Source organism: Streptomyces agglomeratus (genome assembly GCF_001746415.1).
GTDB lineage: Bacteria > Actinomycetota > Actinomycetes > Streptomycetales > Streptomycetaceae > Streptomyces > Streptomyces agglomeratus.
The window spans coordinates 7934630-7958634 of sequence record NZ_MEHJ01000001.1 but is presented as its reverse complement, the minus strand read 5'-3'; the positions used below and the strand labels follow the sequence as shown (position 1 = coordinate 7958634).

At 68.9% G+C, this 24005-nt stretch carries 25 protein-coding genes and 2 pseudogenes; 15 read left to right on the top strand and 12 right to left on the bottom strand.

What is annotated here, in order from left to right; genetic code table 11:
- The first annotated feature begins 86 nt into the window (after positions 1-86).
- Positions 87-554 (top strand): VOC family protein, encoded by a 468-nt coding sequence (locus AS594_RS34985; RefSeq protein ID WP_176733054.1) that lies wholly within the window; start codon positions 87-89, stop codon positions 552-554.
- A 239-nt stretch (positions 555-793) separates the two neighbouring features.
- Here AS594_RS34985 and AS594_RS46655 read toward each other — a convergent pair.
- A pseudogene (locus AS594_RS46655) lies at positions 794-997 on the bottom strand (helicase associated domain-containing protein); the annotation flags it as partial.
- 408 nt (positions 998-1405) lie between these two features.
- Here AS594_RS46655 and AS594_RS34980 point away from each other — a divergent pair.
- Positions 1406-1927: an RICIN domain-containing protein gene (locus AS594_RS34980; RefSeq protein ID WP_069774535.1), complete on the top strand. Its 522-nt coding sequence runs from the start codon at positions 1406-1408 to the stop codon at positions 1925-1927.
- Positions 1928-2549: 622 nt separating this feature from the next.
- On the opposite strand, the gene AS594_RS34975 is transcribed toward AS594_RS34980, so the two are convergent.
- The gene (locus tag AS594_RS34975) at positions 2550-3095 is read right to left on the bottom strand and encodes a hypothetical protein (RefSeq protein WP_069774536.1); all 546 of its coding nucleotides are present in this window, start codon (positions 3093-3095) and stop codon (positions 2550-2552) included.
- Between the two features lie 22 nt (positions 3096-3117).
- Positions 3118-4026, bottom strand: a complete 909-nt coding sequence (locus tag AS594_RS41705; RefSeq protein WP_420877912.1) for an IS3 family transposase — start codon at positions 4024-4026, stop codon at positions 3118-3120.
- Between the two features lie 130 nt (positions 4027-4156).
- On the opposite strand from AS594_RS41705, the gene AS594_RS34960 reads away from it, so the two are divergent.
- Positions 4157-5380, top strand: a complete 1224-nt coding sequence (locus tag AS594_RS34960) for a site-2 protease family protein (RefSeq protein WP_069935741.1) — start codon at positions 4157-4159, stop codon at positions 5378-5380.
- Positions 5381-5531: 151 nt separating this feature from the next.
- Here AS594_RS34960 and secD read toward each other — a convergent pair whose 3' ends face one another.
- The 3 genes from secD to AS594_RS34945 form a co-directional block, all read right to left on the bottom strand.
- Complete coding sequence (gene secD, locus AS594_RS34955; RefSeq protein ID WP_079144232.1) at positions 5532-7820, bottom strand: protein translocase subunit SecD; 2289 nt, start codon at positions 7818-7820, stop codon at positions 5532-5534.
- Between the two features lie 580 nt (positions 7821-8400).
- On the bottom strand, positions 8401-9060 hold the full coding sequence (locus AS594_RS34950) for a response regulator (protein WP_069774539.1): 660 nt from the start codon (positions 9058-9060) through the stop codon (positions 8401-8403).
- Positions 9053-10039 carry a HAMP domain-containing sensor histidine kinase gene (locus tag AS594_RS34945; RefSeq protein WP_069774540.1) on the bottom strand — a complete coding sequence of 329 codons (987 nt, stop codon included), beginning with the start codon at positions 10037-10039 and terminating at the stop codon, positions 9053-9055. The genes AS594_RS34950 and AS594_RS34945 overlap by 8 nt, the downstream gene beginning before the upstream one ends.
- 360 nt (positions 10040-10399) lie before the next feature.
- Here AS594_RS34945 and AS594_RS34940 point away from each other — a divergent pair, with 360 nt between their 5' ends.
- The 4 genes from AS594_RS34940 (at position 10400) to AS594_RS34925 (ending at position 12687) form a co-directional block, all read left to right on the top strand.
- Positions 10400-10729: a TraR/DksA family transcriptional regulator gene (locus tag AS594_RS34940; protein ID WP_069774542.1), complete on the top strand. Its 330-nt coding sequence runs from the start codon at positions 10400-10402 to the stop codon at positions 10727-10729.
- A 59-nt stretch (positions 10730-10788) separates the two neighbouring features.
- The gene (locus tag AS594_RS34935) at positions 10789-11160 is read left to right on the top strand and encodes a TraR/DksA family transcriptional regulator (protein WP_069930973.1); all 372 of its coding nucleotides are present in this window, start codon (positions 10789-10791) and stop codon (positions 11158-11160) included.
- A 4-nt stretch (positions 11161-11164) separates the two neighbouring features.
- Positions 11165-11977 (top strand): rod shape-determining protein, encoded by an 813-nt coding sequence (locus tag AS594_RS34930; RefSeq protein ID WP_069774564.1) that lies wholly within the window; start codon positions 11165-11167, stop codon positions 11975-11977.
- Positions 11978-12066: 89 nt separating this feature from the next.
- Positions 12067-12687 (top strand): Rv1733c family protein, encoded by a 621-nt coding sequence (locus AS594_RS34925; RefSeq protein ID WP_069774567.1) that lies wholly within the window; start codon positions 12067-12069, stop codon positions 12685-12687.
- A 277-nt stretch (positions 12688-12964) separates the two neighbouring features.
- Here the strand turns inward: AS594_RS34925 and AS594_RS34920 are convergent, their stop codons facing one another.
- The gene (locus AS594_RS34920) at positions 12965-13333 is read right to left on the bottom strand and encodes a hypothetical protein (protein ID WP_107383070.1); all 369 of its coding nucleotides are present in this window, start codon (positions 13331-13333) and stop codon (positions 12965-12967) included.
- Here AS594_RS34920 and AS594_RS46650 point away from each other — a divergent pair.
- The gene (locus AS594_RS46650) at positions 13220-13573 is read left to right on the top strand and encodes a hypothetical protein (protein WP_420877911.1); all 354 of its coding nucleotides are present in this window, start codon (positions 13220-13222) and stop codon (positions 13571-13573) included. The two genes, AS594_RS34920 and AS594_RS46650, sit on opposite strands and share 114 nt — an antisense overlap.
- Positions 13574-13622: 49 nt before the next feature.
- On the opposite strand, the gene AS594_RS34910 is transcribed toward AS594_RS46650, so the two are convergent.
- The 4 genes and pseudogenes from AS594_RS34910 to AS594_RS34895 form a co-directional block, all read right to left on the bottom strand.
- Positions 13623-14207 (bottom strand): DUF488 domain-containing protein, encoded by a 585-nt coding sequence (locus AS594_RS34910; RefSeq protein WP_069935740.1) that lies wholly within the window; start codon positions 14205-14207, stop codon positions 13623-13625.
- A 67-nt stretch (positions 14208-14274) separates the two neighbouring features.
- A pseudogene (gene folE, locus AS594_RS34905) lies at positions 14275-14930 on the bottom strand (GTP cyclohydrolase I).
- Position 14931: 1 nt separating this feature from the next.
- A complete protein-coding gene (locus AS594_RS34900) occupies positions 14932-15354 on the bottom strand; it encodes a hypothetical protein (protein ID WP_069774548.1) in 423 nt (140 codons plus the stop codon).
- 63 nt (positions 15355-15417) lie between these two features.
- Positions 15418-15957: a DUF2231 domain-containing protein gene (locus AS594_RS34895; protein ID WP_069774549.1), complete on the bottom strand. Its 540-nt coding sequence runs from the start codon at positions 15955-15957 to the stop codon at positions 15418-15420.
- 127 nt (positions 15958-16084) lie between these two features.
- Here AS594_RS34895 and AS594_RS34890 point away from each other — a divergent pair, with 127 nt between their 5' ends.
- The 4 genes from AS594_RS34890 (at position 16085) to AS594_RS34875 (ending at position 20811) form a co-directional block, all read left to right on the top strand.
- Entirely contained in the window at positions 16085-16900 is an 816-nt protein-coding gene (locus AS594_RS34890) for a helix-turn-helix transcriptional regulator (RefSeq protein ID WP_069774551.1), read from the top strand.
- Between the two features lie 29 nt (positions 16901-16929).
- On the top strand, positions 16930-18045 hold the full coding sequence (gene tal, locus AS594_RS34885; RefSeq protein WP_069774553.1) for a transaldolase: 1116 nt from the start codon (positions 16930-16932) through the stop codon (positions 18043-18045).
- A 192-nt stretch (positions 18046-18237) separates the two neighbouring features.
- A complete protein-coding gene (locus AS594_RS34880; protein WP_069774554.1) occupies positions 18238-19488 on the top strand; it encodes an NAD(P)/FAD-dependent oxidoreductase in 1251 nt (416 codons plus the stop codon).
- Between the two features lie 528 nt (positions 19489-20016).
- A complete protein-coding gene (locus AS594_RS34875) occupies positions 20017-20811 on the top strand; it encodes an IS5 family transposase (RefSeq protein WP_107383068.1) in 795 nt (264 codons plus the stop codon).
- Here AS594_RS34875 and AS594_RS48090 read toward each other — a convergent pair.
- A complete protein-coding gene (locus tag AS594_RS48090; protein WP_420877874.1) occupies positions 20759-21574 on the bottom strand; it encodes a hypothetical protein in 816 nt (271 codons plus the stop codon). The genes AS594_RS34875 and AS594_RS48090 overlap by 53 nt on opposite strands.
- Before the next feature lie 536 nt (positions 21575-22110).
- Between AS594_RS48090 and AS594_RS34865 the strand changes: the two genes are divergently transcribed.
- The 3 genes from AS594_RS34865 to AS594_RS47355 are packed head-to-tail and all read left to right on the top strand — an operon-like array spanning position 22111 to position 24001.
- Positions 22111-23337: a PP2C family protein-serine/threonine phosphatase gene (locus AS594_RS34865; protein WP_141747195.1), complete on the top strand. Its 1227-nt coding sequence runs from the start codon at positions 22111-22113 to the stop codon at positions 23335-23337.
- Between the two features lie 56 nt (positions 23338-23393).
- Positions 23394-23873, top strand: coding sequence for a universal stress protein (locus tag AS594_RS34860; RefSeq protein ID WP_069774561.1), 480 nt, complete (start codon positions 23394-23396; stop codon positions 23871-23873).
- Positions 23870-24001: a hypothetical protein gene (locus AS594_RS47355; RefSeq protein WP_256096716.1), complete on the top strand. Its 132-nt coding sequence runs from the start codon at positions 23870-23872 to the stop codon at positions 23999-24001. The genes AS594_RS34860 and AS594_RS47355 overlap by 4 nt, the downstream gene beginning before the upstream one ends.
- The last annotated feature ends 4 nt before the right edge of the window (positions 24002-24005 follow it).

The following is a 24005-nucleotide window of genomic DNA, read 5'->3' as shown; positions in this document are numbered from 1 at the left end:
GGTGACTCACCGGTAGCCTCGGACGAACACCGGGCCGGATGCGGAGAGTTGGCTCGATTGTCGGTGGCGCCTGGCAGGCTCGTCCCATGGAGCCCATCGACATGACCCTGCAGATCACCATCGACTGTGCCGATCCCCAGAGGCTCGTCCTCTTCTGGGCGGAGGCCCTGCGCTATGTACCGCAGCCGCCGCCGGAGGGCCACGCGACCTGGCGGGCGTACTGGGAGTCGATCGGCGTCCCGGCGGAGGAACTGGCCGACGGGGCCGGGGAGCTGCCCGAGTCCGTCGTGGACCCGAAGGGGATCGGGCCGCGGATCTGGTTCCAGCAGGTCCCGGAGCCGAAGACGGTGAAGAACCGGGTGCATCTGGACCTGAAGGTCGGCGGCGGCCGGGAGGCCCCGCTCGCCCTCCGGCGCGAGCGGGTGGACGGAGAGGTCGCCCGGCTGACGGCACTGGGCGCGTCGATCCTCTGCACGATGGACGAGCCGGAGGGGATGGACTATTACGCGGTGGTGCTCCAGGACCCGGAGGGGAACGAGTTCTGCGTGGTGTGATTTCCGTGGTGGATTCGGGAAGGCACGGTCACCGAATCGTGAAGCTCGGGCGAGACGCTTGTGCCCTGTCGGCACACGCACGTCGCACTCGGGGGAGAACCGATGAACCGTCACGTCCGCCACGGGGTCCGCAGAACCGCCTTCACCCTCGCCGCCGTGTCCGCACTGGGGCTCACGGCCTGCGGGCCCGAGGAGGTCCCGTGTACTGCACGCCATATGCGTAGCGCCATGGGTAGACCGCTCTTCCGGCGCAGGTTGGCCATGTGCTGGCCGACCGGCACCACCGCCTCGCCCTCGCCCCAGACCGCGTCTTGCCGGGGCGCGAAGGTGCCCCGTGGCCTGCCGGTAGGACCGGAGCGCGGTGAGCTCGTTCTCCCAGGCTTCCTCGCCCGGCTCCAGACCATCCCGGCCTCCGGCGCGTCCAGCAGCGCCTTGCGCCGCTCCCACGAGGAAGGCGCCCGGCCGCCTGGACAACTGGTCGTTCGCACAGCCTCCGCTCCTGCAGCGCCGAGGCCATCCCCGCCTCGGCCTGTGGCGGGCCGCTGTACCACGGTCGGGCATTGCACCAGGAGGCCTTTCCGCCCCCACCCTGCACCACCCCAGCAAGATCGGAATCGGCTCTTGACGGATCGGCCGCCCTCGCGCAGTCTTTGATCTGCATGAAGATCATGCAGGTCAGGAACCTGGTGCGTCAGGTTCCGACCGGGGGATGTCACCACAGGTTGAGGACCAGTCGCCTCTGCGCGCTGAGCCGCTGTCTGTCGTGCGCGCACGCACTTGGGGTTGCACGAACCCGCCAGTGACCATGGGCGTCCCTCGCCTCGCATCACAGTCTGACAGGGATTCCCACCATGAAGAACCTGGCTCGCAGCGCTGCCACTCTCGCGGCTGCCTTCCTGGCGTTCGCCACGCTCAACGTTGCGCCGGCGCAGGCCGCCGACACAGTCGGGCGCGTCGCCAACTACAGCAGCAGCGGGACGAAGTGTCTCACTCCTGAGGGGAACCGCACGTCCAACGGAACCGTCCTGACCTTCTGGGACTGCACGGGCAGCGCCCTGCAGACCTACTACCAGGAGATCGGCGACGACCGCCTGATCCACCGGGCGAGCGGCAAGTGCGTCACGCCCAAGGGCAACGGCTACAACACAAACGGTGCCGTTCTGACACTGTGGGACTGCGGAGCACGCAACAACACCGTCCAGTCCATCGTGATGCCCTCCCGCGGCTATTACGCCAGCCAGGCCCGGATGAAGTACAGCGACAAGTGCTTCACCGGCTACGGCAACGGCACCTCCAACGGCACCTGGGTCACCCTGTGGACCTGCGGCAACCCCATCCCGGAGACCCAGAACTGGGGCATGACCACCTTCTAGGAAAAAGCGGCGCCGAGGGCCATGCCCTCGGCGCCACAGCGAAGCCGGCAGGCAACCTCACGCCGGGCGGACGGGAAGCGGCTGCCCACCCCACCCAGCCTGAGGCTGGTCGAACGCGGCACGGGGCCCGTGAATCAACGAGCCCGCAGCCAGACGTACCGCCCCCTGCCCACCGTCGGCCAAGAACCGTCGTCACCCCGTCTCGTAGCCGTTCTCCAGATACACGGTCCGCTACCACCCCCGAGTACGCACGCCTGCACACGGCACGCCAAGACCGGCACGAGCACAGCGCCGACCGACCCGACGTCCACGAAAGCGAAACCGCGCAGCGCCTCCTCCCGAGACGGTACAGCGGAGATCTAGCCCAGAGGCCGGACCGCCCCTGCAGCTCGACCGGCGGCCTTTCGAACCCGACACAGGTTCAGGTGTACACCTCCGACGCGGCCGGCCGGTATCAAGGCCGGGCCCACTCGCCCGGCTGCGCCCACCGGCGCCCCGAGCACGGCGCCGGCCGCGACGACGACCTGGTGAGCCTCGAGGAACTTGTCGGCAGCGAGGCCTTCGACCCGTGCAGCAAGTGCGGCGGGTACGCGATACGCCGCCTGAACCAGGACCAGGTCGCCTACGACCGTGCCGCGCACCGGCTGCACCGTCTAGGACAGCAAGTGCATCCCGCAGCACGCAAGGGTGCTGCGGATGACCCGGGCTTGGTGGTTTCGGCACGATGGACGCAGGTCATGGCTTCGCCGTGATGGATGCCGGTGTCGCTTTGCTCAAGGAGCCGCTTGACGCTGGCCTGCGCGCGAACGGTGCGACCGAGGAAGGCCGCGGCGCCTGCGGAACGGCGTCGGTACTCGGCTGCGGCCGGCCCGCTGACGTGCTCGTTGTCCTCATCCAGACGGGTCCAGTCGTCCTCGGACTGCTCGAGGACCATCTCCAGTCGCTCCACCGCGACGTCATCCAGCCAGGAATCGTCGCCTTGGGCGGCGTAATTCAGAGTGACCTTCGTCTTGAGATGGCCGTACTGCAGGGCGGCGGCGATGAGGCCGCGGGGGCGGCGCACGATGAAGTACGCGAGGGTGCGGCGGAAGCGCGACGCGTGCAGGTGCTTGATGGGATCTGGGGGAATCGCCACGCCGCCATCGGCGGGGGCGAAGGTGGAGTTCACCCAGTCCTGGAGCCGCTGCAGCTCACGCTTGGTCTTGCTGGAGCCCCACGTTGAGGGCGCCCATTCGGCTCTTGCGGCCACCGGTGCCGGGCAGGCGGGTCGGGAAGAGCAGGTCGGTTTCGTGGAGCGTCTCCAGCAGGTCGATGGCCTGATGTACGGGGCGGACGACGGCCCAGGGGCGGCTGGCCGGCCCGCGTGACTCCGCCGCGGTGCGGTCATGGCCTTTGCCGCGGTGCCCGAGCAGCAGCAACTCCCCGGAATCCCACAGCCGGTTCGGTCCCTTCGCGGTGAAGTCGCGTTGCACGAGGTCAGGGGCCAGGTCGGCGTCCGGGTCACGTCGGGTGAAACCCGTGCCCCGGCGGGGGCTGATCCCGGCCAGGCCGGCCTGGCGCATGAGCCGTTCGACGCGCTTGCGGCCGACGTGGACGCCCTCACGCTTGAGGACGGCGTGCACGCGGGGTGAGCCGTAGATCCGGCCGGACTCGTCGTGGACCTGCCGGATCCTGTGCGTCAGCTCGGCGTCCCGGCGGTGCCGTTCGCACGGTTCCTTCTCCGCCTGGCGCCACCGGTAGTAGGTGGAGGAGGGGATGTTCAGTTCCCGGAGTACGGGCTCGACCCCCAGATGCGGGTGCTCGTCGACGAGCGCCGTCCTGGGCCGGGTCGGGTCGAGCTGGGCCGCGAAAAAAGCCGAGGCCGTCCGAAGGACCTCGTTCGCCCGCTTGAGCTGGGCATTCTCTTTGCGCAGGGCGGCAAGCTCCTCACGCTCGGCGGTGGTGAGCATGTCGTCGCGTTCGCCGGCGTCAGCCTCGGCCTGGCGGATCCAGTTGCGCAGGGCCTCGTGGTGCACGCCGAGTTCCTCGGCCATGCGGCGGATCACGGGCTTCGGCTCGGTGGTCCGGTACATCCGTACCGCACGCTCACGCAACTCCAGCGGGTATTTCCTCGGGGGCAGGCATCGTCTGGGCTCCTCTCATGAACCCATCTGACCCTCTGTCACCCAGCCCCGCATCTCGGGGGAACCTCACCTATCCAGTGATCGACAACGGACTTGTCACTGGACCGTGCCCCTGCTCGTGGTGCTCTTCGGATACAGCCTGGGCAGCCAGACGCTCCCTGCCTGGGTTCCGGAACAGTCGAACGCCGCATACACGGTCGCCGGCCTGGCTGGTGCGCTGCTGCTCCTCGCAAGCCTGCTGGCTCATGAGGCCGCCCACGCGATCACTGCCCTGAAGAATGGCATACCGGTCGAGAACATCACGCTGTGGGCGCTGGGCGGGATGACCGAGATGGGCAAGCCGCGCGCGGCCGGCGCAGCCTTCCTGGTTGCTGTGAGCGGCCCGCTCACCAGCCTGGTCTTGGGTGCGGCGGCGCTCGGCGCGGGCCTTGGCCTGAACGCGCTGACTGGCTGGGCGGTGCCCGCGGCTGTCATGGTGTGGCTGGGGTGGGTGAACTTCGTGCTGGGGGTGTTCAATCTGCTGCCTGCCGCGCCGCTCGACGGAGGACGGGTGGTGCAGGCGCTGGTGTGGTGGCGTACGGGCGACCAGGCCCGGGCCGAACGGGCAGCCGCACGCGGCGGGCAGGTTTTTGGCTTACTGCTGATCGCCGCCGGATGGATCTCCGTTTTGCGCGGTGCCTTCGGCGGTCTGTGGCTGATGGTCATCGGTTTCTTCATCATGATCGTCGCCAACGCGGAGCGGCGGCACGCCGGGCTGGCCGCAGCCCTGCACGGGGTACGCGCAGGCGATGCCATGTCGAGTCCGGTGGAAACCTGCCCCGACTGGCTGACCGTGGAACGCTGCATCGACGAAGTGGCCATGCAGGCCCGCCACTCCACCCTGCCCCTGATCGACTTCGAAGGACGCCCCAGCGGCATGGTCCACCTGCCACAACTCGCGAACACGCCGACGCCGCAGCGGGAGACATGGCGCGTACGTGACGTGGCAACCCCGCTGTCGCAGTACACCACATGCGCGCCCGACGACTTCCTCGAAGACGTACTGGAAAAGGTCCACCGGAGCAGCGGCATGCGGATCCTCGTCACCGACGGCCAGCACCTCATGGGCATCATCACCGCGCGTCCCCCACCAGACCGGGCGCGGTCCCGCCTCCGCGACCAGCACCACGAGAAGGACATCAGTGATCCCCAGGCCGCCGGCCTCGCGCTGTCCGGCGGCCCGCATCATCGCCATCAGCACCAGGAAGGTGATCGTGCCCCGCAGGAAAATCTCCAGGACCGGGGTGCTCGGGACGAAGACCGCGTTCCAGTCAGGCATGCACCGAGATAACCATCCTCGCGGTGGCCGCCCGGCCCGCGACGCGCGAGGCGCTTTGCCGCGCTGGTCGCAACTCCGCCCGGCATCGCCGCCGACAGGCCGGGCAGATTTGCCCGTTGGCGTCATTGCCCAGGGCGGAGGATGACGCTACGCATGCACTACGTCAGGGCGTCTGTGCGCTCTGATGCCCGCTCGGCGCAAGGCGCCCCGGTGGCGGAGTGCTGCGGGAGTGGAGTTCGACGGCTAGCGGTGCTGCGGTGAACATCGAGGAGTAGGTGCCGACGACGATGCCGATGAGCAAGGCGAGGGCAAAGTCGGTCAAGGAGTCCCCGCCCAGCAGGGCGAGCGCGGACAGGATGAATGCCGCGCCCATCCCGGTGTTGATGGTGCGCGGGACTGTCTGCAGGATCGCGGTGTTGGTGACTTGCGCGAAGGACGTCTTATGCGGCGCAGCGGCAGTCTTTCTGCCCGCCCACAGTTCCCGGATGCGGTCGAAGACGACGACGGAGTCGTTGACCGAGTAGCCGATGACGGTGAGCAGGGCGGCGAGGAACACGCCGTCGATGGGTTTGCCGAGCCAGGCGAACACGCCGATGAGGATGAGCGCGTCGTGTGCCATGGCGGCGACCGCTGCGGTCCCGAACGTCCAGCGGAAGCGGACGGCGAGGTAGAGCAGTTGGGCGGCGAGAGCTGTGGCGAGGGCGATGAGGGCACCTTTGCGCAGCTCTGCGCCAAGGCTGGGCCCGATCAGTTCGTCACGGGTTTTCTCCGCGGTGCCGGCGAGGTCGTCGATCGTCTCGGTGATCCGGGCCTCCTCGGCGTTCGAGAGCTCGTCGGTGCGCACGGTCAGGGCGTCTTCCCCGGAGGTCTGGACGACGGCGCGGGGGAAGCCCGCGTCGGCCAGGGCATCACGGGCCCGGTCGACAGACACCGGTGCGCTGGTGGAGTACTCGATGAGCCGGCCGCCGGTGAACTCCACGCCGAAGTTCAGCCCGCGCACCGCGATGCCGGAGATGGCCAGGGCGAGAGCTGCGGCGGACAGGGCCATCCAGCGGCGCCGGTGGTGCATGAGGTCTGGGTTGCGGCGGTCGAGCCAGTCACGGACCGCGCCGGTGTCGGCGATGCCGGTCAGGCGGGGACGTCGGCGTACGGCGCGGCGGGCGACGGCGAAGTCGGCAAGGACACGGGTGATGACCAGGGCGCTGAGCATGGAGGCGAGTACTCCGATGCCCAGGGTGACGCCGAAACCGCGGACGGGGCCGGAAGCGAGGAAGAACAGCAGTCCGGCGGCGATGAGGGTGGTGATGTTGGAGTCGGCGATGGCGCTGAAGGCGTTACGGAAGCCGGCTGTCACGGCGGAGCGCAGGCTCTTGCTCCGGCGGGTGGCGTATTCCTCGCGGGAACGTTCGAAGACGAGGACGTTTGCGTCGACCGCCATTCCGATAGCGAGGACGAATCCGGCGAGCCCGGGCAGGGTCAGCGTGGCACCCAGTGCAGCGAGGGCGGCGTAGGAGATCAACCCGTAGCAGGCCAGTGCCAGGACGGCCAGCGTGCCCACGAGCCGGTAGATGGCGATGAGAAACAAGGAGGTCAGCACGGTGCCGATGACGGCGGCCTGCGCGCTGGCTTCGATGGCCTGGGCGCCCAGGCTGGGGCCCACGGTGCGCTGTTCGACCGTCTCAACCGGTACCGGCAGGGCGCCGCCGTTGATGAGCAGCGCCAGTTCCTTGGCCTCGTCCGCGTTGAAGGACCCGGTGATCTGGGTGGATCCGCCGGCGATGCCGCTACGGCAGCGCACAGAGGGATCGACCTGGGGCGATGAGATGACCTTGTCGTCCAGGACGATAGCGACGCGACGCGACGGATCGCCGACAGGGGCGCAGGCCGCTGTGGCGGTCAGCTCGGCCCAGCGGTCCGCGCCCGCGCCCTTGAAGTCGACGCCGACGAACCAGCCAGCGAGGCCCTGCTGGTCGATCCCGGCTTCGGCTTCGTCGACGTCCGCACCGGTCAGCATGGGCGCCCCAAGGCGCAGGGGTTGTCCCTCTTCGTCGGGCAGGATTTGTTCCTTCGGGCGCTTGGGAAGCGGCTTAGGTTTCTCTTGACCGGGGTCGGCCAGGCCGAGCACGGGATGAAAGGCGAGCTGGGCGGTACGGCCCAGGACGTCGGCGGCTTCCTTCGGATCCTGCACACCGGGCAGTTCGACGATGATCCGGTTGTCCCCGGAACGGGCGATCGTGGGCTCAGCGACACCGAGCGCGTCGACGCGGCGGCGCAGCACCTCCAGGGTGCGATCGGTAGCTGCCGAGTCCGCCTCGGCGGTCGGCGAGTCACGGGTTTCCAGCACGATCTGGGTCCCGCCGCGCAGGTCGAGGCCGAGGCGGACCGGTACGGCTGCGGCGATGTAGAGCGACAGGGCGAGAACAGCGAGGGCGAAGAATGCCCGTACACGCATGGCGCGCGTCAAGAGTGCCTCCAGCAGGCATACCGCAACCGCCCCGGGCGGCGCGGAGAAGACAAGGGGAGATGTCAGGGGCCGGCTGGAGACGGTGGCGCCCGCCCGCTGTGCCGCACGGTGTGCTCAGGTGGTCCGGCCGCCTCGGGCGCCGGCAGCGCCACCGGCTCGGGCCGTGGCCACACGGGGCATCGTGCGACGGGCGGGCCCCCGGTCGAGAGAGCGTGCCGCTCAGCGATGGTCTCCCGGCAGACCCGCGTCGGGACGCCCCAGGGCGTAGTGCACGTGTCGTCAGTGTGCGGGACGATACTGCCGCCGCTGCCCTCGGTCACTACGGATGGGTGCGAAGTGGTCACGACGCTGCGAGAGGCGGGGGCTGCGGTGCCGAGGATGGTCAGAAGGCCGAGGAGGGTGAGCAGTACGGGCAGCAGCCTGCCAGCGGTGTCAGCGCGGCGTGGACAGCCGCTGAGAGTGGCGGTGTGGCGCGGCTGGGCCATCCGCCGCCTCCTTCTCGGGCTGGGTCGTCGTACTCTCGGGTGGGGCGCGGCCGGGGTCGGGATTTGGCGAGGTGCGGGCCGGCTCAGGGTTCGATCAGGCCAGCCCGGATGGCATAGCGGGTCAACTCCAGGCGATCGCGCAGACCGAGCTTGTGCAGCAGGTTCGCCCGATGGCGCTGCACGGTCTTGACACTGATGAACAGCGTCTCCGCGATCTCCTTGGAGGAATGGCCTTCGGCGACGAGTTTGAGGACCTCCTCCTCCCGGGCAGTCAGCACGCGGTCCGGGACCTCCTCGCCACGCCGGACGCGGTCGAGGTAGTTGCGGATAAGGGCGGTGACCGCTCCCGGGTAGAGGAACGGCTCGCCGCGCATGGCCGCCCGGCACGCGGCGACCAGATCGCGGTCGGCCACCGACTTCAGGACGTAGCCGCAGGCTCCGGCCTTGAGTGCCTCGAAGAAGTACTGCTCGTTGTCGTACATCGTCAGCATCAGGATCCGCAGCTGCGGTTGGCGGGAGGAAAGTTCCCGTGCGGCCTGCAGCCCTGTCATGCGGGGCATGGCGACATCCAGGACGGCCAGGTCCACTTCGTGCGCGCTGGCCAGGGCGATGGCTTCCGCACCGTCACCGGCCTCGGCGACGACTTCAAGGTCTGGTTCGCCATCGAGGATGAGCCGCACCCCGCGGCGGACCAGGGCATGGTCATCGGCGAGCAAGATCCGGATCGGGGCCTGGTCAGCCATGATCGGCGTCCTCCTCCTGTGCGGTGGGCACGGGCTTCTTGGCCGTGGGTGCGGACAGGGACACGTGCGTGCCACCGGTGGTGCCGGTGTCGATCTCGAGTGTCGCGCCGATGAGCAGGGCGCGTTCGCGCATACCCCGGATCCCGTCACCTTCCCGGCCGATTCCGATGCCTCGGCCGTCGTCGCTGATGTGCAGCACCACGGCACCGGTGGTTCGCCGCAGCCTCAGCTCGATGCGTTCGGCCTCCGCGTGGCGGGCGACGTTCGTCAGCGCCTCCTGCGCCACCCGGTAGAGCACGAGTTCGGTCTGCGCGTCCAAAGGCGGCAGATCCGCAGCGAAGTGACGTGTGATCTTCAACCCGGTATGGGTAGCGAAGTCATTGGTCAGTGCCGTCAGCGCACTGACCAGGCCAAGGTCCTCCAGGACGCCGGGGCGCAGCCGACGCGCGAGCCGGCGTACTTCGTCCAGGCTTTCGCGAGTGGTCTCCTGCACCTGTTGCAGTTCGGCGCGCAAGGGCCCCGGGGCCTGGTCGGCTGCTCGCTTGAGTCCCAGCAGGACCGCGGTCAGGCTCTGCCCGACCTCGTCGTGGAGTTCCTGGGCGATGCGTTGCCGCTCAGATTCCTGGGCGGACAGGGCGCGGGCGCTGCTCGTGGCGCGTTCGGCCTCCAGCCGGTCGAGCATGGCGTTGAAGGTACGGATCAGCTCAGCCACCCCGCCGTGTCCGGTCACCGGCAGACGCTGGCCCGGGCGCAGCAGGTCCACCCTGGTCATCAGCTTCGTGAGCCGGTCCAGTGGGGCCAGCCCGATGCGCAGCAGGGCAGCGTTGGCCACCAGCATGACGACCAGGCCGCAGACCAGGATCACTGCCTCGGTCAGCAGCACCGGCACCGAGACGGTCACCGGTGCCCACAGCAGCAGCGCCGTGGCCGTACCGAGCACCACGGCATTGAGCCCGAAGATCCGCCAAAACAACGACACAGCCCGTTGAGCCTCCCTTGGAATACGCCCCGATCACCACTATCCGTCAGGCGGGGCCCGGGTTCCCTGCCGCGCCTCGCCAGGCTTGCCTCGCCGCCTTGGGTCAGCCTGCCTGCGACGCGGTAAGCGTGTCGATGGGGTGCAACACCCATCTCCCACGGCGCCTGCATCGCCGAGCCCCCTGTAGATGGGTGCTGCGGCCGATGGTTTCCCCTGACCCGGCGGACCAGGGTGGAGCCATGAGCCAGACGGCCGCCCCACCAAGACGGCCGCAAGCAACTGCGGCACGCAGCCCACCGTGCCTCCGTGATACCGCGGATTGGCCCATGGTCACCGCTCCGTTCGAAAGGACTACTTTCCATGCCGCTCGACACCGCCGCCCGCCGGGAGTCCGGCCCTGAACATCTGACGGCGCATGAGGCCCGGCAGCGTCTTGAGCATGAGCGCGCCTCGCGGCTCGTCCAGCTCACCGCGATCGAAGAGGCCGGGCCTGGGGCGAACGACCAGGTCATGGCCGTACAGAAGGACGCCTTGCAGCGCGTGCTGAAAGCAATCGACGCTGCCTTCGATCGCCTCGAGAACGGCACCTACGGAATCTGCCAGGACTGTGCCCAGCCCATCCCCGTCCAACGACTGGAGATCCTGCCGTACGCGCGCTGCTGCGTCGGATGCCAGCGCCGCACCACCTGATCGCAGACAGCCAGGGCAGGTGGATCGAGTTCCATTCCGCTGTGTGGAGGCATGAGGACGTGAACAACCAGGTCATCGGCGCCGACAACGCGGGCCTGCGGCCCGAGGATCTCGCCGGACTGCGCGAGAACCTGCATGAGCAGCGCCTATTCCGCAAGGACCAGCTGCAGCAGATCGCAGCGCCTTCCCAGACGCGGGCCCAGCGGATGCGCGGGCGCCAAGCGGCTTCACAAATGGAGGTCCACGTCAAGCTTGCCGCCTCCGCCCGCATGGTTCTTTCGGACGTGGAAGCGGCGCTGCAGCGTATGGACCAGGGCCGTTACGGCAGGTGCCACCTGTGCGCCCAGCCCATCGCCCTGGCACGCCTGAAGATCGTGCCGCAAGCCCGCTACTGCGGCCGCTGCCACCACGTCCGAGAAGCAGGTCGGTGACCGTATGTCCGTGTACTTCGCACCCTCTGATGACCCCACCACCTGGCCGGTGTGCCGACGCTGTCCCGGGATCGCCCTTGACATGGGCAGCTCCCGCACCCGCGCCTGGGCGCCCGGCCGCGGGATCATCCTCGACGTCCCCACCATCACCTTCGAGGGCGCCGCAGGGTCCCACCCCATCCAGCGCGGCACCATCGTCGACCCCCAGGGCACCGCACGGATGCTGCAGCGTCTCTTGGGCCCCCGCATTCCCCGCCACGCCCGGCCTCTTATCGCCCTAACCACGCCCGTGCTGGGCGGCATCGCCTACCGCGAGGCAGCGCGCACCGCATTGGAAGTGCTACGCCCCCGGACCGTGTTGACCATCCCCACCGCCACAGCAGTGGCGCTGGGCGCGGGGGCGGACATGAGCCGCCCCCTGCTCATCGTGGACATCGGCGCCCACCTCACCGATGTGTTTCTGCTCAGCGACGGGGCGGTCGTCGATGCGCACCGCACCGCCCTGGGCACCGACGACCTGGACCACGCGACCACCCATCGCACCATCGCCGACGCGGTGACCGGCACGGTGACCGATATGCTCCGAAAGGACCACACCACACAGACCCTCGACGCCGTCCAAAGCGGAGTCCTCCTGGCCGGCGGCGGTGCCCTGCGCCCCCACTTCGCCGGCCAGCTCGCGCAAGACCTACACGTGCCCGTGCGGCTGCTGCCCGCCCCGCACACCGCCGCCCTTCGCGGCGCCGCCAAAATCCTGCAGTCCGCCCGCGGACACCCTTCCGCCACCCACTTCGCCGGCCACCCGCCACCGCGGTAGCAGCAGCGCGGCCGAGCCACCACCCCTGATCGCTCGGTCCGCTGAGTCAGCAGGCAACGGCCTCTTCGCAAGTGAAGGAGAGAGGCGACGTGACCGACGAGATACCGCAGGCCGAGCCGCGCCCCGCCCTGCGCCCCGCCAGACTGTGGCGATGGCGGCGCAGCCCCCTGCGCCGCCCCACCGACCTGGTACAGGCATGGATCGGGCTTGCCCTGACCTTGGCCCTGCTGGCTGCCACCCCGCTGGCCATGGTGCTGGTGGGCACCACCGTGCACCGCTCCCTGCAGCAGACCGCCGACGAACAGGCCCAGTCACGACACCGCACCACGGCCGTACTGCTCCACGACGCCCCCCGCCACCCCGAACCCGGATCACAGGAGGAGCAGCACAGCCGATACCCGGTCAAGGTCCGCTTCACCGGTCCCGCAGGACACCCCCAAACCGCCACGACCGAAGTACGGCCCGGCCTGCCCGCCCAGAGCACTGTCCAGGTGTGGACCACCGACACCGGAAGAATCACCGGCCCGCCCTGGACCGTTGAGCAGATCCGCAGCCGCACCTTCGGCTCGGCCGGCGCAGCCGGCACAGGAGTGCTCATTGCCGGAGCGCTCACCTACGCCGCGGCCGCCCGCGCACTGGACCGGCGACGCCTGGCCGACTGGGACAAGGCATGGGCCCAGACCGCACCCCGCTGGACGCCACCAACATGACAGCCGCTCCCTGGCCAATCAGGCCGGTGACGCGCTTCACAGCCGTCAGTGGACCGAGCACCGTGCATCACCTGACGACTTCAGCTTCGTGGCATTCCCCGCACATCGCTCAAGGGAGAGCTGTACAAGGCAGAGGCCATCATCTGTTCCGATCTGCTGGTTCCGTAGCGAAGGCCGCTCAGAATCACACCGATCAGGCGCAAATCACCTTTCCTCCTCATCGAGGCACCTACGTGCCGTGACGAGGCCGCGGTGACCGGGCCACGACGCGGTTGTTTCAGGCGGCCAGGGCAGCGGTGCCCAGCGCGACCAGCGCGACCAACTTGCCCCCCTCGCAGGCGACGTAGACCAGGTGAGCGCGGGAGCGCGCGACGTCCTCTCCGACCAGGACCCGGTCGGAGCGACGGTTGAGGACGGGCCGGACCGCGACCATCTGCACCGCCAGCAGCGCGACGGCGATGACCGTCAGGACGAGCACGGCCACAGGCGGCCCGCCACTGGCGACCGCCACTGGCGACCGCCACGACCACGACTGGAGACGCTCGGCCCGGCATCGACGGGCGCGGTGTGGCGGTTGTCGGAGCCCGGTCGGCAGGTCGACGCCAATGTCGTCCGGATCCCGCCCGAGCGGCGCGTCGAAACCCATGCCGAGCCGGACCTGGATGTCCTTCTGCTGGTCGTGGCCGGCGACGGCACGCTGGTCACCCCTGAGGGGTCGTCCCCTCTGGGTCAAGGCAGCCTCGCCTGGCTGCCCCACGGCTCTACCCGCGGCCTTGCCGCGGGGGAACGGGGCATGTCGTACCTGACCGTTCACCGGCGCCGGCCCGGCATGCGGATCCAGGCCGCTGGAAGCCGGGATCCGGGACCCGGTCGACTGCGGCCCTGAACTGTCCTCTGCTGGGGGTCTTTCTGGCGTAGGCGCCGTCCCACCGAGCTCACGGGAGTGCCGAGCCGGCGTCGTCGTACACAAGAAGGCCGTCATCGCGAAGACGCACGCCTGGCGTCGGACTGTGCGCCGTGAGGCGTCCGTCGTGCATCAGGTGGCGGACGAGCATGCCGCGGGCCAGGACGGCGAAGTCGGCGATCAGGCGCCGGTGGCATCGCCACCACACCGCCTCGCTGCACATCACCACGGTGCGCTCCCGACCCGCTTGTTGCATGAGGGCGTCCATGGCGGAGACGAACTCCGGGCTGCGGGTATGCGCGGCGTAGCCGCGGAAGGACGTGTTACGCCAGACCGTGTCGGGCGAGTTTGGCGGCGGTTTGCGGAAGCCGCCCAGGCGCGGCTCCCACCGGTAGGCGATGCCCTCTTCGGGCATCCACAGGGCCAGCCGATGCCGTGACAGGTCCGGGTCACGGCGGCTGCCGGGAGCGGTCCTGACGTCCACGACGGCGGTGACACCGGCTTCCCGGAGGAGCTGTGACAGTGAAGCCCGGCCTGCGGTGCTGTGGCCGAAGGTGATCAGCCCGAGCCGGGGCATCACGGATCCGTCTGCGGGGCCGGTCCGGTCAAGGTCCATACATCGAGTTCAGCAGCTTCCGGCCGGAACGGCACCGGCCGACCAGCGCCCCGTTCGGCTGTCCAGGTCAGTGAGGCAGGCCGGTTAGGGCGAGGAACTCACTGCGGGATCGTGCATCGCTGCGCAGCAGGCCGAGGAGTGTGGAGGTCATGGTCGTCGTCCCGGTGGCCTGGACGCCGCGCAGCGTCATGCAGGTGTGCTCGGCTTGGATGACGACGCCGACGCCTTTGGGCTCCAGGTGGGCCTGGAGCCAGTCGGCGACCTGCTTGGTGAGCCGCTCCTGCACCTGAGGACGGCAGGCGAAGTACTCCAGGACCCGGGCGAGCCTGGACAGCCCCAGGATCCGGTGCCCGGGCAGGTAGCCGATGTGGGCCGTCCCTACGAACGGCAGAAGATGATGCTCACAGACGCTCCGGAGCGGGATGCTCCGGGCGAGCACCAGTTCGTCGTAGCCCTCGTCGTTGGGGAACGTGGTCAGGTCGAACGGGCGAGGGCTGAACAGTTCGGCGTAGGCGCGGGCCATGCGGCCCGGCGCAGGCTCTCCGAACCGGTGTCGATACCCAGCGCCTGGAGGAACTGCCCCGCTGCCAGTTCAGCGGCCGTCAGATCCACCCCTTGCGCGTCGTGGACCACGCGCAGGGCGGCGGGCACCGCCGCTATCGATGCCTGGTTGACCGCGGCGCCGGGGGCAATGTGCAGGGCGGACTGGAGGTGCTGGGTCATGTCACTCACCCGTCCCGAGTGCGGTGAGCAGGACGAGGACCAGGGTCACGACCGCGGCGAGCCCGTGTCCCGCGACGACGGGGACGGGGAAGTGGCGTTCGGCCGGTGCGCTCTGGCCGGCACCGGCCGGTGCGGCAGCGCGGCCCCGGTGGACGGGAATCCAGCGGGCGAACATCACGAACCCGAGCAGGGCGACGGGCAGCAGGAGACCGAAGGCGGTCCAGGCCAGAGGGTCCTTGCCAGTGACCACGTAGAGGATCCACACGACGAGGCCGACGGCGGCGAGTGCGAAGTGGCCGAAGATGACAGGGACGGGCAGGTGGCTGGTGCCGCCACGGGCGCCGCCGCGTGAAAGCCAGATGCCGAGCATGTAGAAGCCGCCGAGAGCGGTGACCACCCAGGTGATCAGTGCGGCGATGTCCATGGGGAACTCCGTGAGCGGTAGAGGTGAAGGCGTAGTGCCGATGCGTCGCTGGAGGCGCACGGGTCAACGGCGCTCTGAGTGCCGGCGGGAGGAAACGAAACCCTCGACCTGGGTCGCCTCGTCGGCGACGCGGACGCCGTAGCGGTAGGCGAGCTTGCCGCCCAGGAACCCCGAAACGCCGAGCACGGCCAGCGTCACGGCGTTCAGTACGAGCTGCCCCGCCCCGACGCTGCCGGACGGCCCGTCCCCGGCGTGACGCCACAGGAAGTTGCCTGCGTACGCGGCGGTCACCAGCAGGTTCAGCGTCATGTGGATGAGGCCAATACGGAAGGCGCGCGTGCCGGCGGGGATGGCGAACAGATCCAGGAACCCGGCCATCGCAGCAGCCAGTGCCCCGATAACGCCCATGGCGATCAGCCACATCGCACCGCGGGCGAGGAAGTCGGGATCGTCCACGAGGTGGGAGGCGATGTCGAAGATGAGGCTGCCCACCCACGCGCCGATCGGCACTGTGACCAGGATCGGATGGAACGGGTGCCCGTACGGGCCGGCGAGGACGGCGCTGACCGGCTGCTTCGCCTGTTGGCGCAGTTCGCTGGACATGGCATGGTCCTCTCCCGCGAGTTTCACTAATGAGTATTGGACTTATTCTCTGGAACAGTCAAGCCGCCAGGGAAGAGAGGCGGACCCGACCGGTTACGCACACACAGATTGGAGTTATCGTGAATGTATGACCTCTGACCTGACCCCGGCTTCTCCTCAGGCCCCCGCCGCTTCGGGGGTGGAAGCGGTCTCGGTGCTCGGGGACGAGGTGCGCCGCAGGCTGTATGGCTTCATACGGCGCGCCCACCGGCCGGTGACGCGGGAGGAGGCCGCCGCCGATGCCGGGATCTCGGCCAAGCTGGCCGCGTTCCACCTCGACAAACTGGTCGCGTCGGGGCTGCTGACTTCCCGATACGACCACCCGGGCGGCATCCGCAGGGTGGGCCGCAAGCCCAAGGTGTACGAGCCGGCAGACACCGACATCCGCATCTCCATCCCCGAGCGCCGTCCCGACCTCGTGGCCGAGATCCTCATCGACGCGGTCCTCCACCAGCAGCCGGGCGAGGACGCGCAGTCCGCTGCATTGCGCACGGCCCGCCACCGCGGTGAGGAACTTGGAGCCGCGACACGCGCCAGCGGCCGTCCCGGCCGTTTGGGGCCCGAGCGTTCTCTCACGCTTTCCGAGTCCGTGTTGGAGGAGTACGGCTTCGAGCCCGACCGGCAGGCCCCAACCGAGGTGCGGCTGCTGAACTGCCCCTTCCACCCGCTGGCCGCCCGGTCGCCTGAGCTGGTGTGCGGGATCAACCACGCCTTCCTCGGCGGCTTCCTCACCGGCCTGCAGGCAAGTGGGATCGAGGCGGTACTCGCCCCTCACCCGGGCCGGTGTTGTGTGGAACTACGTGCCGCAGCCGGCGGTGCGAGCGTGCCCGAACCTGCCACCGGGTCGTGCGCGAAGGAGGTCTGCACCCGGCCCGCACAGGATCCGGGCGGCACGTGGACGTAATCCCGCGAAACGACGCAAGGGAGAAGATCATGAGTGAGAACCTGGACCGGTTGGCCGCCGAAGGCGTAGCGGTCTGGCTCGATGATCTGAGCCGGGAGCGGCTCGCCAGTGGCGGGCTGGCCGACTTGGTGCGTGACCAGCGGGTGGTGGGCATCACCAGCAACCCGACGATCTTCGCCAAGGCGATCCGCTCGGGTGCCCGCTACGACGCACAGCTCGGTGATCTCGCCCGGCGCGGGGTGCGGGTCGAGGAAGCTGTCAGGCTGCTGACAGCGTTCGACGTGCGCTGGGCCTGTGACGTACTGCGCCCCGTGTACGAGGCCAGTGACGGGGTGGACGGCCGGGTGTCGCTCGAGGTGGACCCGCGCGTCGCGCACGACACGGCGGCGACGATCGCCGAGGCCCGAGCCCTGTGGTGGCTGGTGGACCGGCCGAACCTGTTCGTGAAGATCCCCGCCACCCGGCCCGGCCTGGAGGCGATCAGCACCGCGCTCGCGGAAGGCATCAACATCAACGTCACACTGGTCTTCTCCCTCGACCGTTACGACCAAGTGCTCCGCGCCTTCCTCGACGGCATGGGTAAGGCTCATGCCGCGGGGCGTGACCTGGCGTCCATCGCGTCGGTGGCCTCCTTCTTCGTCAGCCGTGTGGACACCGAGGTCGACAGCCGGCTGGACAAGATCGGCACGCCGGATGCAATGGCCCTGCGCGGGCGGGCCGCGATTGCCAACGCGCGCCTGGCCTACCAGCACTTCGAGCAGGCCGCCGCCTCCCAGGAGTGGCAGGCGCTGGCCGCGGCCGGGATGCGGCCCCAGCGCCCGCTGTGGGCTTCCACCGGGGTGAAGGATCCCGCCTACGCCGACACCCGCTACGTCGACGAACTGGTGGCGCCCGGGGTGGTCAACACCATGCCGGAGCAGACTCTGCGTGCGGTCGCCGACCACGGCCGCATCCAGGGCGACACCATCCACGGCACTTACCCGGCATCCCAGCAGGTCCTCGACGACCTGGAGACCGCCGGAGTGTCCTACGACGACGTGGTCCGCGTGCTGGAGGACGAGGGCATCGCCAAGTTCACCGCCTCCGGCAACGAACTGTTCGAGCAACTGGACGCCGAACTGCAACCCACGCGCACCGCCGCCTGACGCAGCGACAGTCGACGAACGGTCCGAGCACCCCCTCACCGGCGACCACCTATCGGCAGACACACCGGGGAACAAATCAAACCGCTGACAGCGCAGGGCTATCGACAACGATGGCCTGGCCACGGGCGACGCCTGGCAGTGAGCGGATCACCACCCGCCCGCGGGCCGAGCCAATGCAGCAGAGGAGAGGACATGGCCGTGAATAACGCATTCGTGATCGTCGGAGCCAGCCTGGCCGGTGCGAAGGCAGCACAGACCCTCCGCGAAGAGGGCTTCGACGGCCCGATCGTGCTGCTCGGAGAGGAAAGCGAGCGCCCCTACGAAAGGCCGCCGCTGTCGAAGGGCTACCTGCTGGGCAAGGACGAGCGTGACACCGTCTACGTCCATCCTCCCCAGTGGTACGCCGAGCACGACGTCGACCTGCGCCTTGGCAGCACGGCAACCGCGGTCGACCCGGCCGGACACGAGGTGACGTTCGCTGACGGCAGCCGCATCGGTTACGAGAAGCTGCTCCTGACCACCGGCTCCTCACCACGTCATCTGACCGTGCCCGGTGCCGACCTCGACGGCGTGCACTACCTGCGCCGGCTCGCCGACAGCGACCGCATCAAGGAATCCTTCGAATCCGCATCCCGCATCGTGGTGATCGGCGCCGGCTGGATCGGTCTGGAGACCGCGGCCGCCGCCCGCGCGGCGGGCGTCGAGGTCACAGTGCTGGAGATGGCGGAGCTGCCGCTGCTGCGCGTGCTGGGCCGCGAGGTGGCCCAGGTCTTCGCCGACCTGCACACCGATCACGGAGTCGACCTGCGCTTCAGTGTCCAAGTCGCCGAGATCACCGGTACCGAGGGCAGGGCGAACGGTGTGCTGCTGGAGGACGGCAGCCGCATCACTGCCGACGCGGTCATCGTCGGGGTCGGCATCACCCCCAACACTCAGCTCGCCGACGCTGCCGGCCTGGAGGTCGACAACGGCATCCGCGTCGACGCCCACCTGCGCACCTCGCACCCGGACATCTACGCCGCCGGGGACGTCGCCAACGCCTTCCATCCACTGCTCGTCAAGCACATCCGTGTCGAGCACTGGGCCAACGCCGTCAACCAGCCGCAAGTCGCGGCCAAGGCGATGCTCGGCCAGGACGTGGCCTACGACCGTGTGCCCTACTTCTTCACCGACCAGTACGACCTGGGCATGGAGTACACCGGCTACGTCGAACCCGGCGGCTACGACCAAGTCGTCTTCCGCGGCCGAAGGGAGACGCGTGAGTTCATCGCGTTCTGGCTCTCCGGCGGCAGGGTGCTCGCGGGCATGAACGTCAACGTCTGGGACGTCACCGACCCGATCCGCGCTCTCGTCACCTCCGGCCGAGCAGTCGACGCAGGCAAACTCGCCGATGTGGACGTTCCCCTGGCACAGCTTCTCAAGCACCCCGACGCGACCGGCTGATTCGGAGAAGAACCGTTCCGCGAGGGCCTTTCTCATCAGCCCGGTTATCCCGGTCCGGATCGTCGCCGATCAGGCAATGTCGGCCACTCACCGGCGGCGTTCTATTGCACTTCTTCAAGCTGTCCTGTGGCGACGTCGAGGACGAACCCGCGTACGGACTCGCGGTGGGGAAGGTAGGGACTCGCTTTGATGCGGCTGATGGACCGTCGCACGTCGACCTCCACGTCATGAAAGGACTCCTCCGGCCAAAGTGGGCTAAGTAGCCGTATCTCAATCGAACATGGAACGTGTAGGTCGAACAGGTTTCCCGCCGGGGTGATCTTCCCGTTGTGCGCGCATGAAGGCAGGGCCTCTCGGTAGCTCGGGGATGCGAATCTAACCGAGCAGTGCCGGGAGGCCCTGGTGTCGTTGTTGTACGCGTCCGAACCCGTTCAGTTCAACTCGGCTGCTCCATCGTGTGACTGCCTCGCGCATGTGTACGGCAACGCGGCCGACCATCCGGACCGGGAACGCCGGTATCCCTCGGACATGTCGGATGCGGAATGGGCGGCCATCCGGCCTTTGGTGCCGGTGCCGGCCTGGCTTCAGGGACGGGGCGGGCAGCCCGAGGGCTACTGCCATCGGCAGATGTTGGACGCGATCCGTTACCTGGTCGCGGGCGGGATCTCCTGGCGGGCGATGCCCGTGGACTTCCCTGATTGGGGCCGGGTCTACGCGTTCTTCCGCCGCTGGCGCGAGCACGGGCTGACCACAGAGTTCCACGACCGGATGCGCGGACGGGTGCGTGAGCAGGAGGGCCGTGAGGCGGAGCCGACGGCCGGGATCATCGATGCGCAGTCGGTGAAGGCAGCGGCCTCGGTGCCGTCCGTCTCGCGCGGATGGGACGGCGGGAAGAAGGTGGGCGGCCGCAAGCGGCACATCGTGACCGACTGCCTCGGTCTGCTCCTGGTCGTCGCGGTCACCGCCGCGAACATCGGTGACCGGGATGCCGCGGTGGGTCTGCTGCAGCGGCTACGCCGCCTGCACCGCGACATCTGCCTGGTCTGGGCCGACGGCGGTTACACCGGCGGCCTGGTCGACTGGTGCCGGCAGAAACTCGCGCTCACCCTGGAGGTCGTCAAGCGCACCGAAGATACGGCGGGGTTCGTGGTGCTGCCGAGGCGTTGGGTGGTAGAGCGCACGTTCGCGTGGTTGATGCATTCGCGCCGACTGGCCCGGGACTACGAGACGTTGCCAGCCAGCAGCGAGGCGATGATCCGGTGGTCGATGGTCACGCGGATGGGCCGGCGTCTGGCGCGGACACGGGCCGCCGGCCGGCTCTGAACATCCCCGACGTCTCCTGCATGAGCCACCCGCGCTCCACCAGGCGCCTGGCCTTCGAGCGCACCCCCTCGACCTTCGCCGGCGTCGTCTCCAAGCCCAGCCCCACCGTGATCTCCCTGGCCTTCAGCGGTCCTTGGCCCGCCGACTGCCGCTCCTCCAGCACGCCCAGGATCCGCTGGTAGTCCGGCGCCAGCACCGTCACGGGCAGTCCTTCGCGCCAGGGTGGCACGATCGAGCCCGGCACCGGCGCGGGCGCGGTTTCCCGCTCCGCCTCAACCTCGGTCACTGCGGTGGTCCCGGCAACCGAGGCTGCCAGGGCCTCGACCAGCTCTTCCCGCGCGATCACCCGCCGGTCCAGCTCGATCTCGGCGGCCTCCAACACCCCAGCCAAACGGGCGACTTCCTCCCGCAGCCCTTCCACCCGCACCCGGGCCGCTGTCTCCCGCTCCTCCAGCACTCCCAGCACCGACGCCATCGCGCACCCCTCACTCACGGAGCGGAAACAAGACGCCGGATGTCTCCCTCCTTCAGAGCTAGACCATTCCTGACCAGCACAAATCAAGCGATCATGTTCGGTTGAGATACGGCTTCTAAGACCCGACTCGCTGCGGATCGGCTCCTTGAGCGTGTAGCCGGGGTAGGTCAGCATCCGGCAGTCAGTGTGGTGGATGAGGATGATCTCGTCCGTTCCCAGCAACTGCTGGCTCACTGCCAGCGATCGGATGACGTCGTCGGTGATCACTCCCCCCGCGTTGCGAATCACGCTGGCCTCGCCATCCTTCAGGCCAAAGCACGGCGTAGATGTTCTGGGAGGGTTCCATCGGAAGCGGACCGCTGAAACGAGAGGCATAGGCCCGATTGTTCGCGAGATACTGCTCGGTGACCGACATCTTCGCCGCCTTTCCCGCAATGGTCTTGGCACGGATGAACGCTGCCGCAGGATTCTTCTGCTGCAACGCACCCGCTCGCCCGGGCGTCGAGGGCTGTGCCGGCACGGGCCTGCAGCCGACGCCGACCGCGTCACAGCCTGGACGAGAACTACGTCCCTCACTTCGATGATCGCCCCGGATACGTCCGCATACGACCCGACGCCTCCCGGGCGGACGCCACACGCACAGTGCCGTGCAAAGCGCGACGAGCAGTGAGCCACCGCCTGGCGTCATACCCGGCCAACTCGAACAGGTCAGTGGTAGCCACTGATCTGACCAGCGTTGATGCGCTGGTCGTTCGCCCATCCTTAGCCGCTGGATTCGGGACCATCGCGTGTTCCAAACGTGCTGCACGCTCGGCAGTAGTGCCGTGCTGTTCAGAGCGTTCTTCGTGCCGGAGCGACGCGGAGCCCGTCGCTTTGCGGCGGCGGGTGGACCGCGAGAGTCTGGAAAGGTGATTCGTCGGCGCGTGGCGGCCCCTGCGCCCGGCGCGCCGCTGAAGTCGCGCGCCGGGCGCGGTGTCGAGTCATCGCCCATAGGTGGCGTCAAAGCCCCGATGGCCTATGTGGTCGCGGCGACCGTACCGATTGTGCTGCTGGAGTTGATGATCGATGACCGCACGGTGCGGCTCATCCCCCTACTGATCCTGCTTCCCGCGTTCCCGGCGGCGGTCGGCACCATGCGGCAGACCGTCTACGCGGTGGGCTGGGTGCTGATCGTCATCGCCGCAGTTCTGATCTACCGGCCACTCCCCTCGTCGTACAACTTCGCGATCGTCATGGTGCTGGCCTTCGTGCTCGGCATTCTGTGCGTGGTGACCTGCCACTGGCGGATCCGGCGGGAGCGGGAGTTGCTGCGGACCCGGTCCACGGCTGTCGCTCTCCAACGGCAGATGCTGCGGTCCTTGCCGATCCTCACCGACCGGGTGATCGTCGACGGTGTGTACCTGCCGGTGGAGGCCGACAGGCTGGTAGGCGGAGACGTCTACGAGGTGGTGGCCTCGCCGTACGGCACGCGGCTGCTCTTCGGCGATGTCCAAGGCAAGGGCCTGCCCGCGATCGGAGCCGCTTTCGCCGTGCTCAGCGCTTTCCGCGAGGCCGCCCCACGCGAGCCGACCCTCACAGCGCTCGTGGATGACCTGGAGCAGGCGGTGGTCCGGCACAACGTTTTTGCCCAGCAGACCGGCGAACCCGAGCGATTCGTCACCGCTCTCATCCTGGGCATCGACACGTCGATGGAAACGCAGGCCGTCAACTGTGGTCATCCTCCGCCCTACCTGCTGAATGCCGGACCGGTGGCCCCCGTGCAGCTCGGTGACCCGGGCGTACCCCTGGGCCTTGCGGACCTCACTCCCAATCCCCGGACCGTCGCGTGGTTCCCATTCCCACCGGGCGCCACCCTCATCAGCTGCAGCGACGGTGTCACCGAGGCCCGTGGCATAACCGGCGCCTTCTATCCACTCGAAGAGCGCTTGGGGGCCTGGGCGGACATCTCGCCCTGGGAAGTCGCCGACCACTTGGCCGAAGACGTCATCCGCCACACCGCGGGCAAACATCGGGACGACATCACCGCGCTCGTAGTCCGCAGGAGTGACTGAACACGCGCCTGCCGTGCAGGCAGCACACCACACGACACGGCTTGGAGGCACCCTCGATGACGAACGCCGCCCCTCCCTCACCAATCGTGGTCGGTACCGACGGCTCTGCCGCCTCTGGGCCGGCCGTGCGCTTCGCCCTTCAGGAGTCACAGCTACGTGGGACCGGGCTGCGCGCCGTATGCGCGTACGACTTCGCCACCAGGTACAGCGGTTTCGAGTGGCCTGCCGTCTCCGGTTTCGTCGATCTGGACACGCAGCTGCGCGACACCACGTGGGAGGCGGTTACCAAGGCGCTGGAGGAGGCCCGGGAGCAGGTCGGCGGGCCGCCGGTGGAGGTCGAGATCAGAGTCGAGCAGGGTCGCCCGTCGCAGGTCCTATTGGACGCGAGCGAAGATGCCTGCCTCCTGGTGGTCGGCAGCCGGGGCTCGGGCGCATGGGGGCGCCTGACCCTGGGCTCCACCAGCACCGAGGTCGTGCATCACGCCCCTCTCCCGGTCGTCGTCGTGCCCGGCGGGCAGCCGGGCCGGCCGTCGTGAATGACTCCATCGCCGCCGCGCCGGCACGGGTGGACGGTTACGCGGAGCTGCGGGACTACGCGGTGATCGGGGACGGCCGCTGTGTCGCGCTCATCGCCCGCGACGGAGCGGTGGACTGGCTGAGCTGACCGG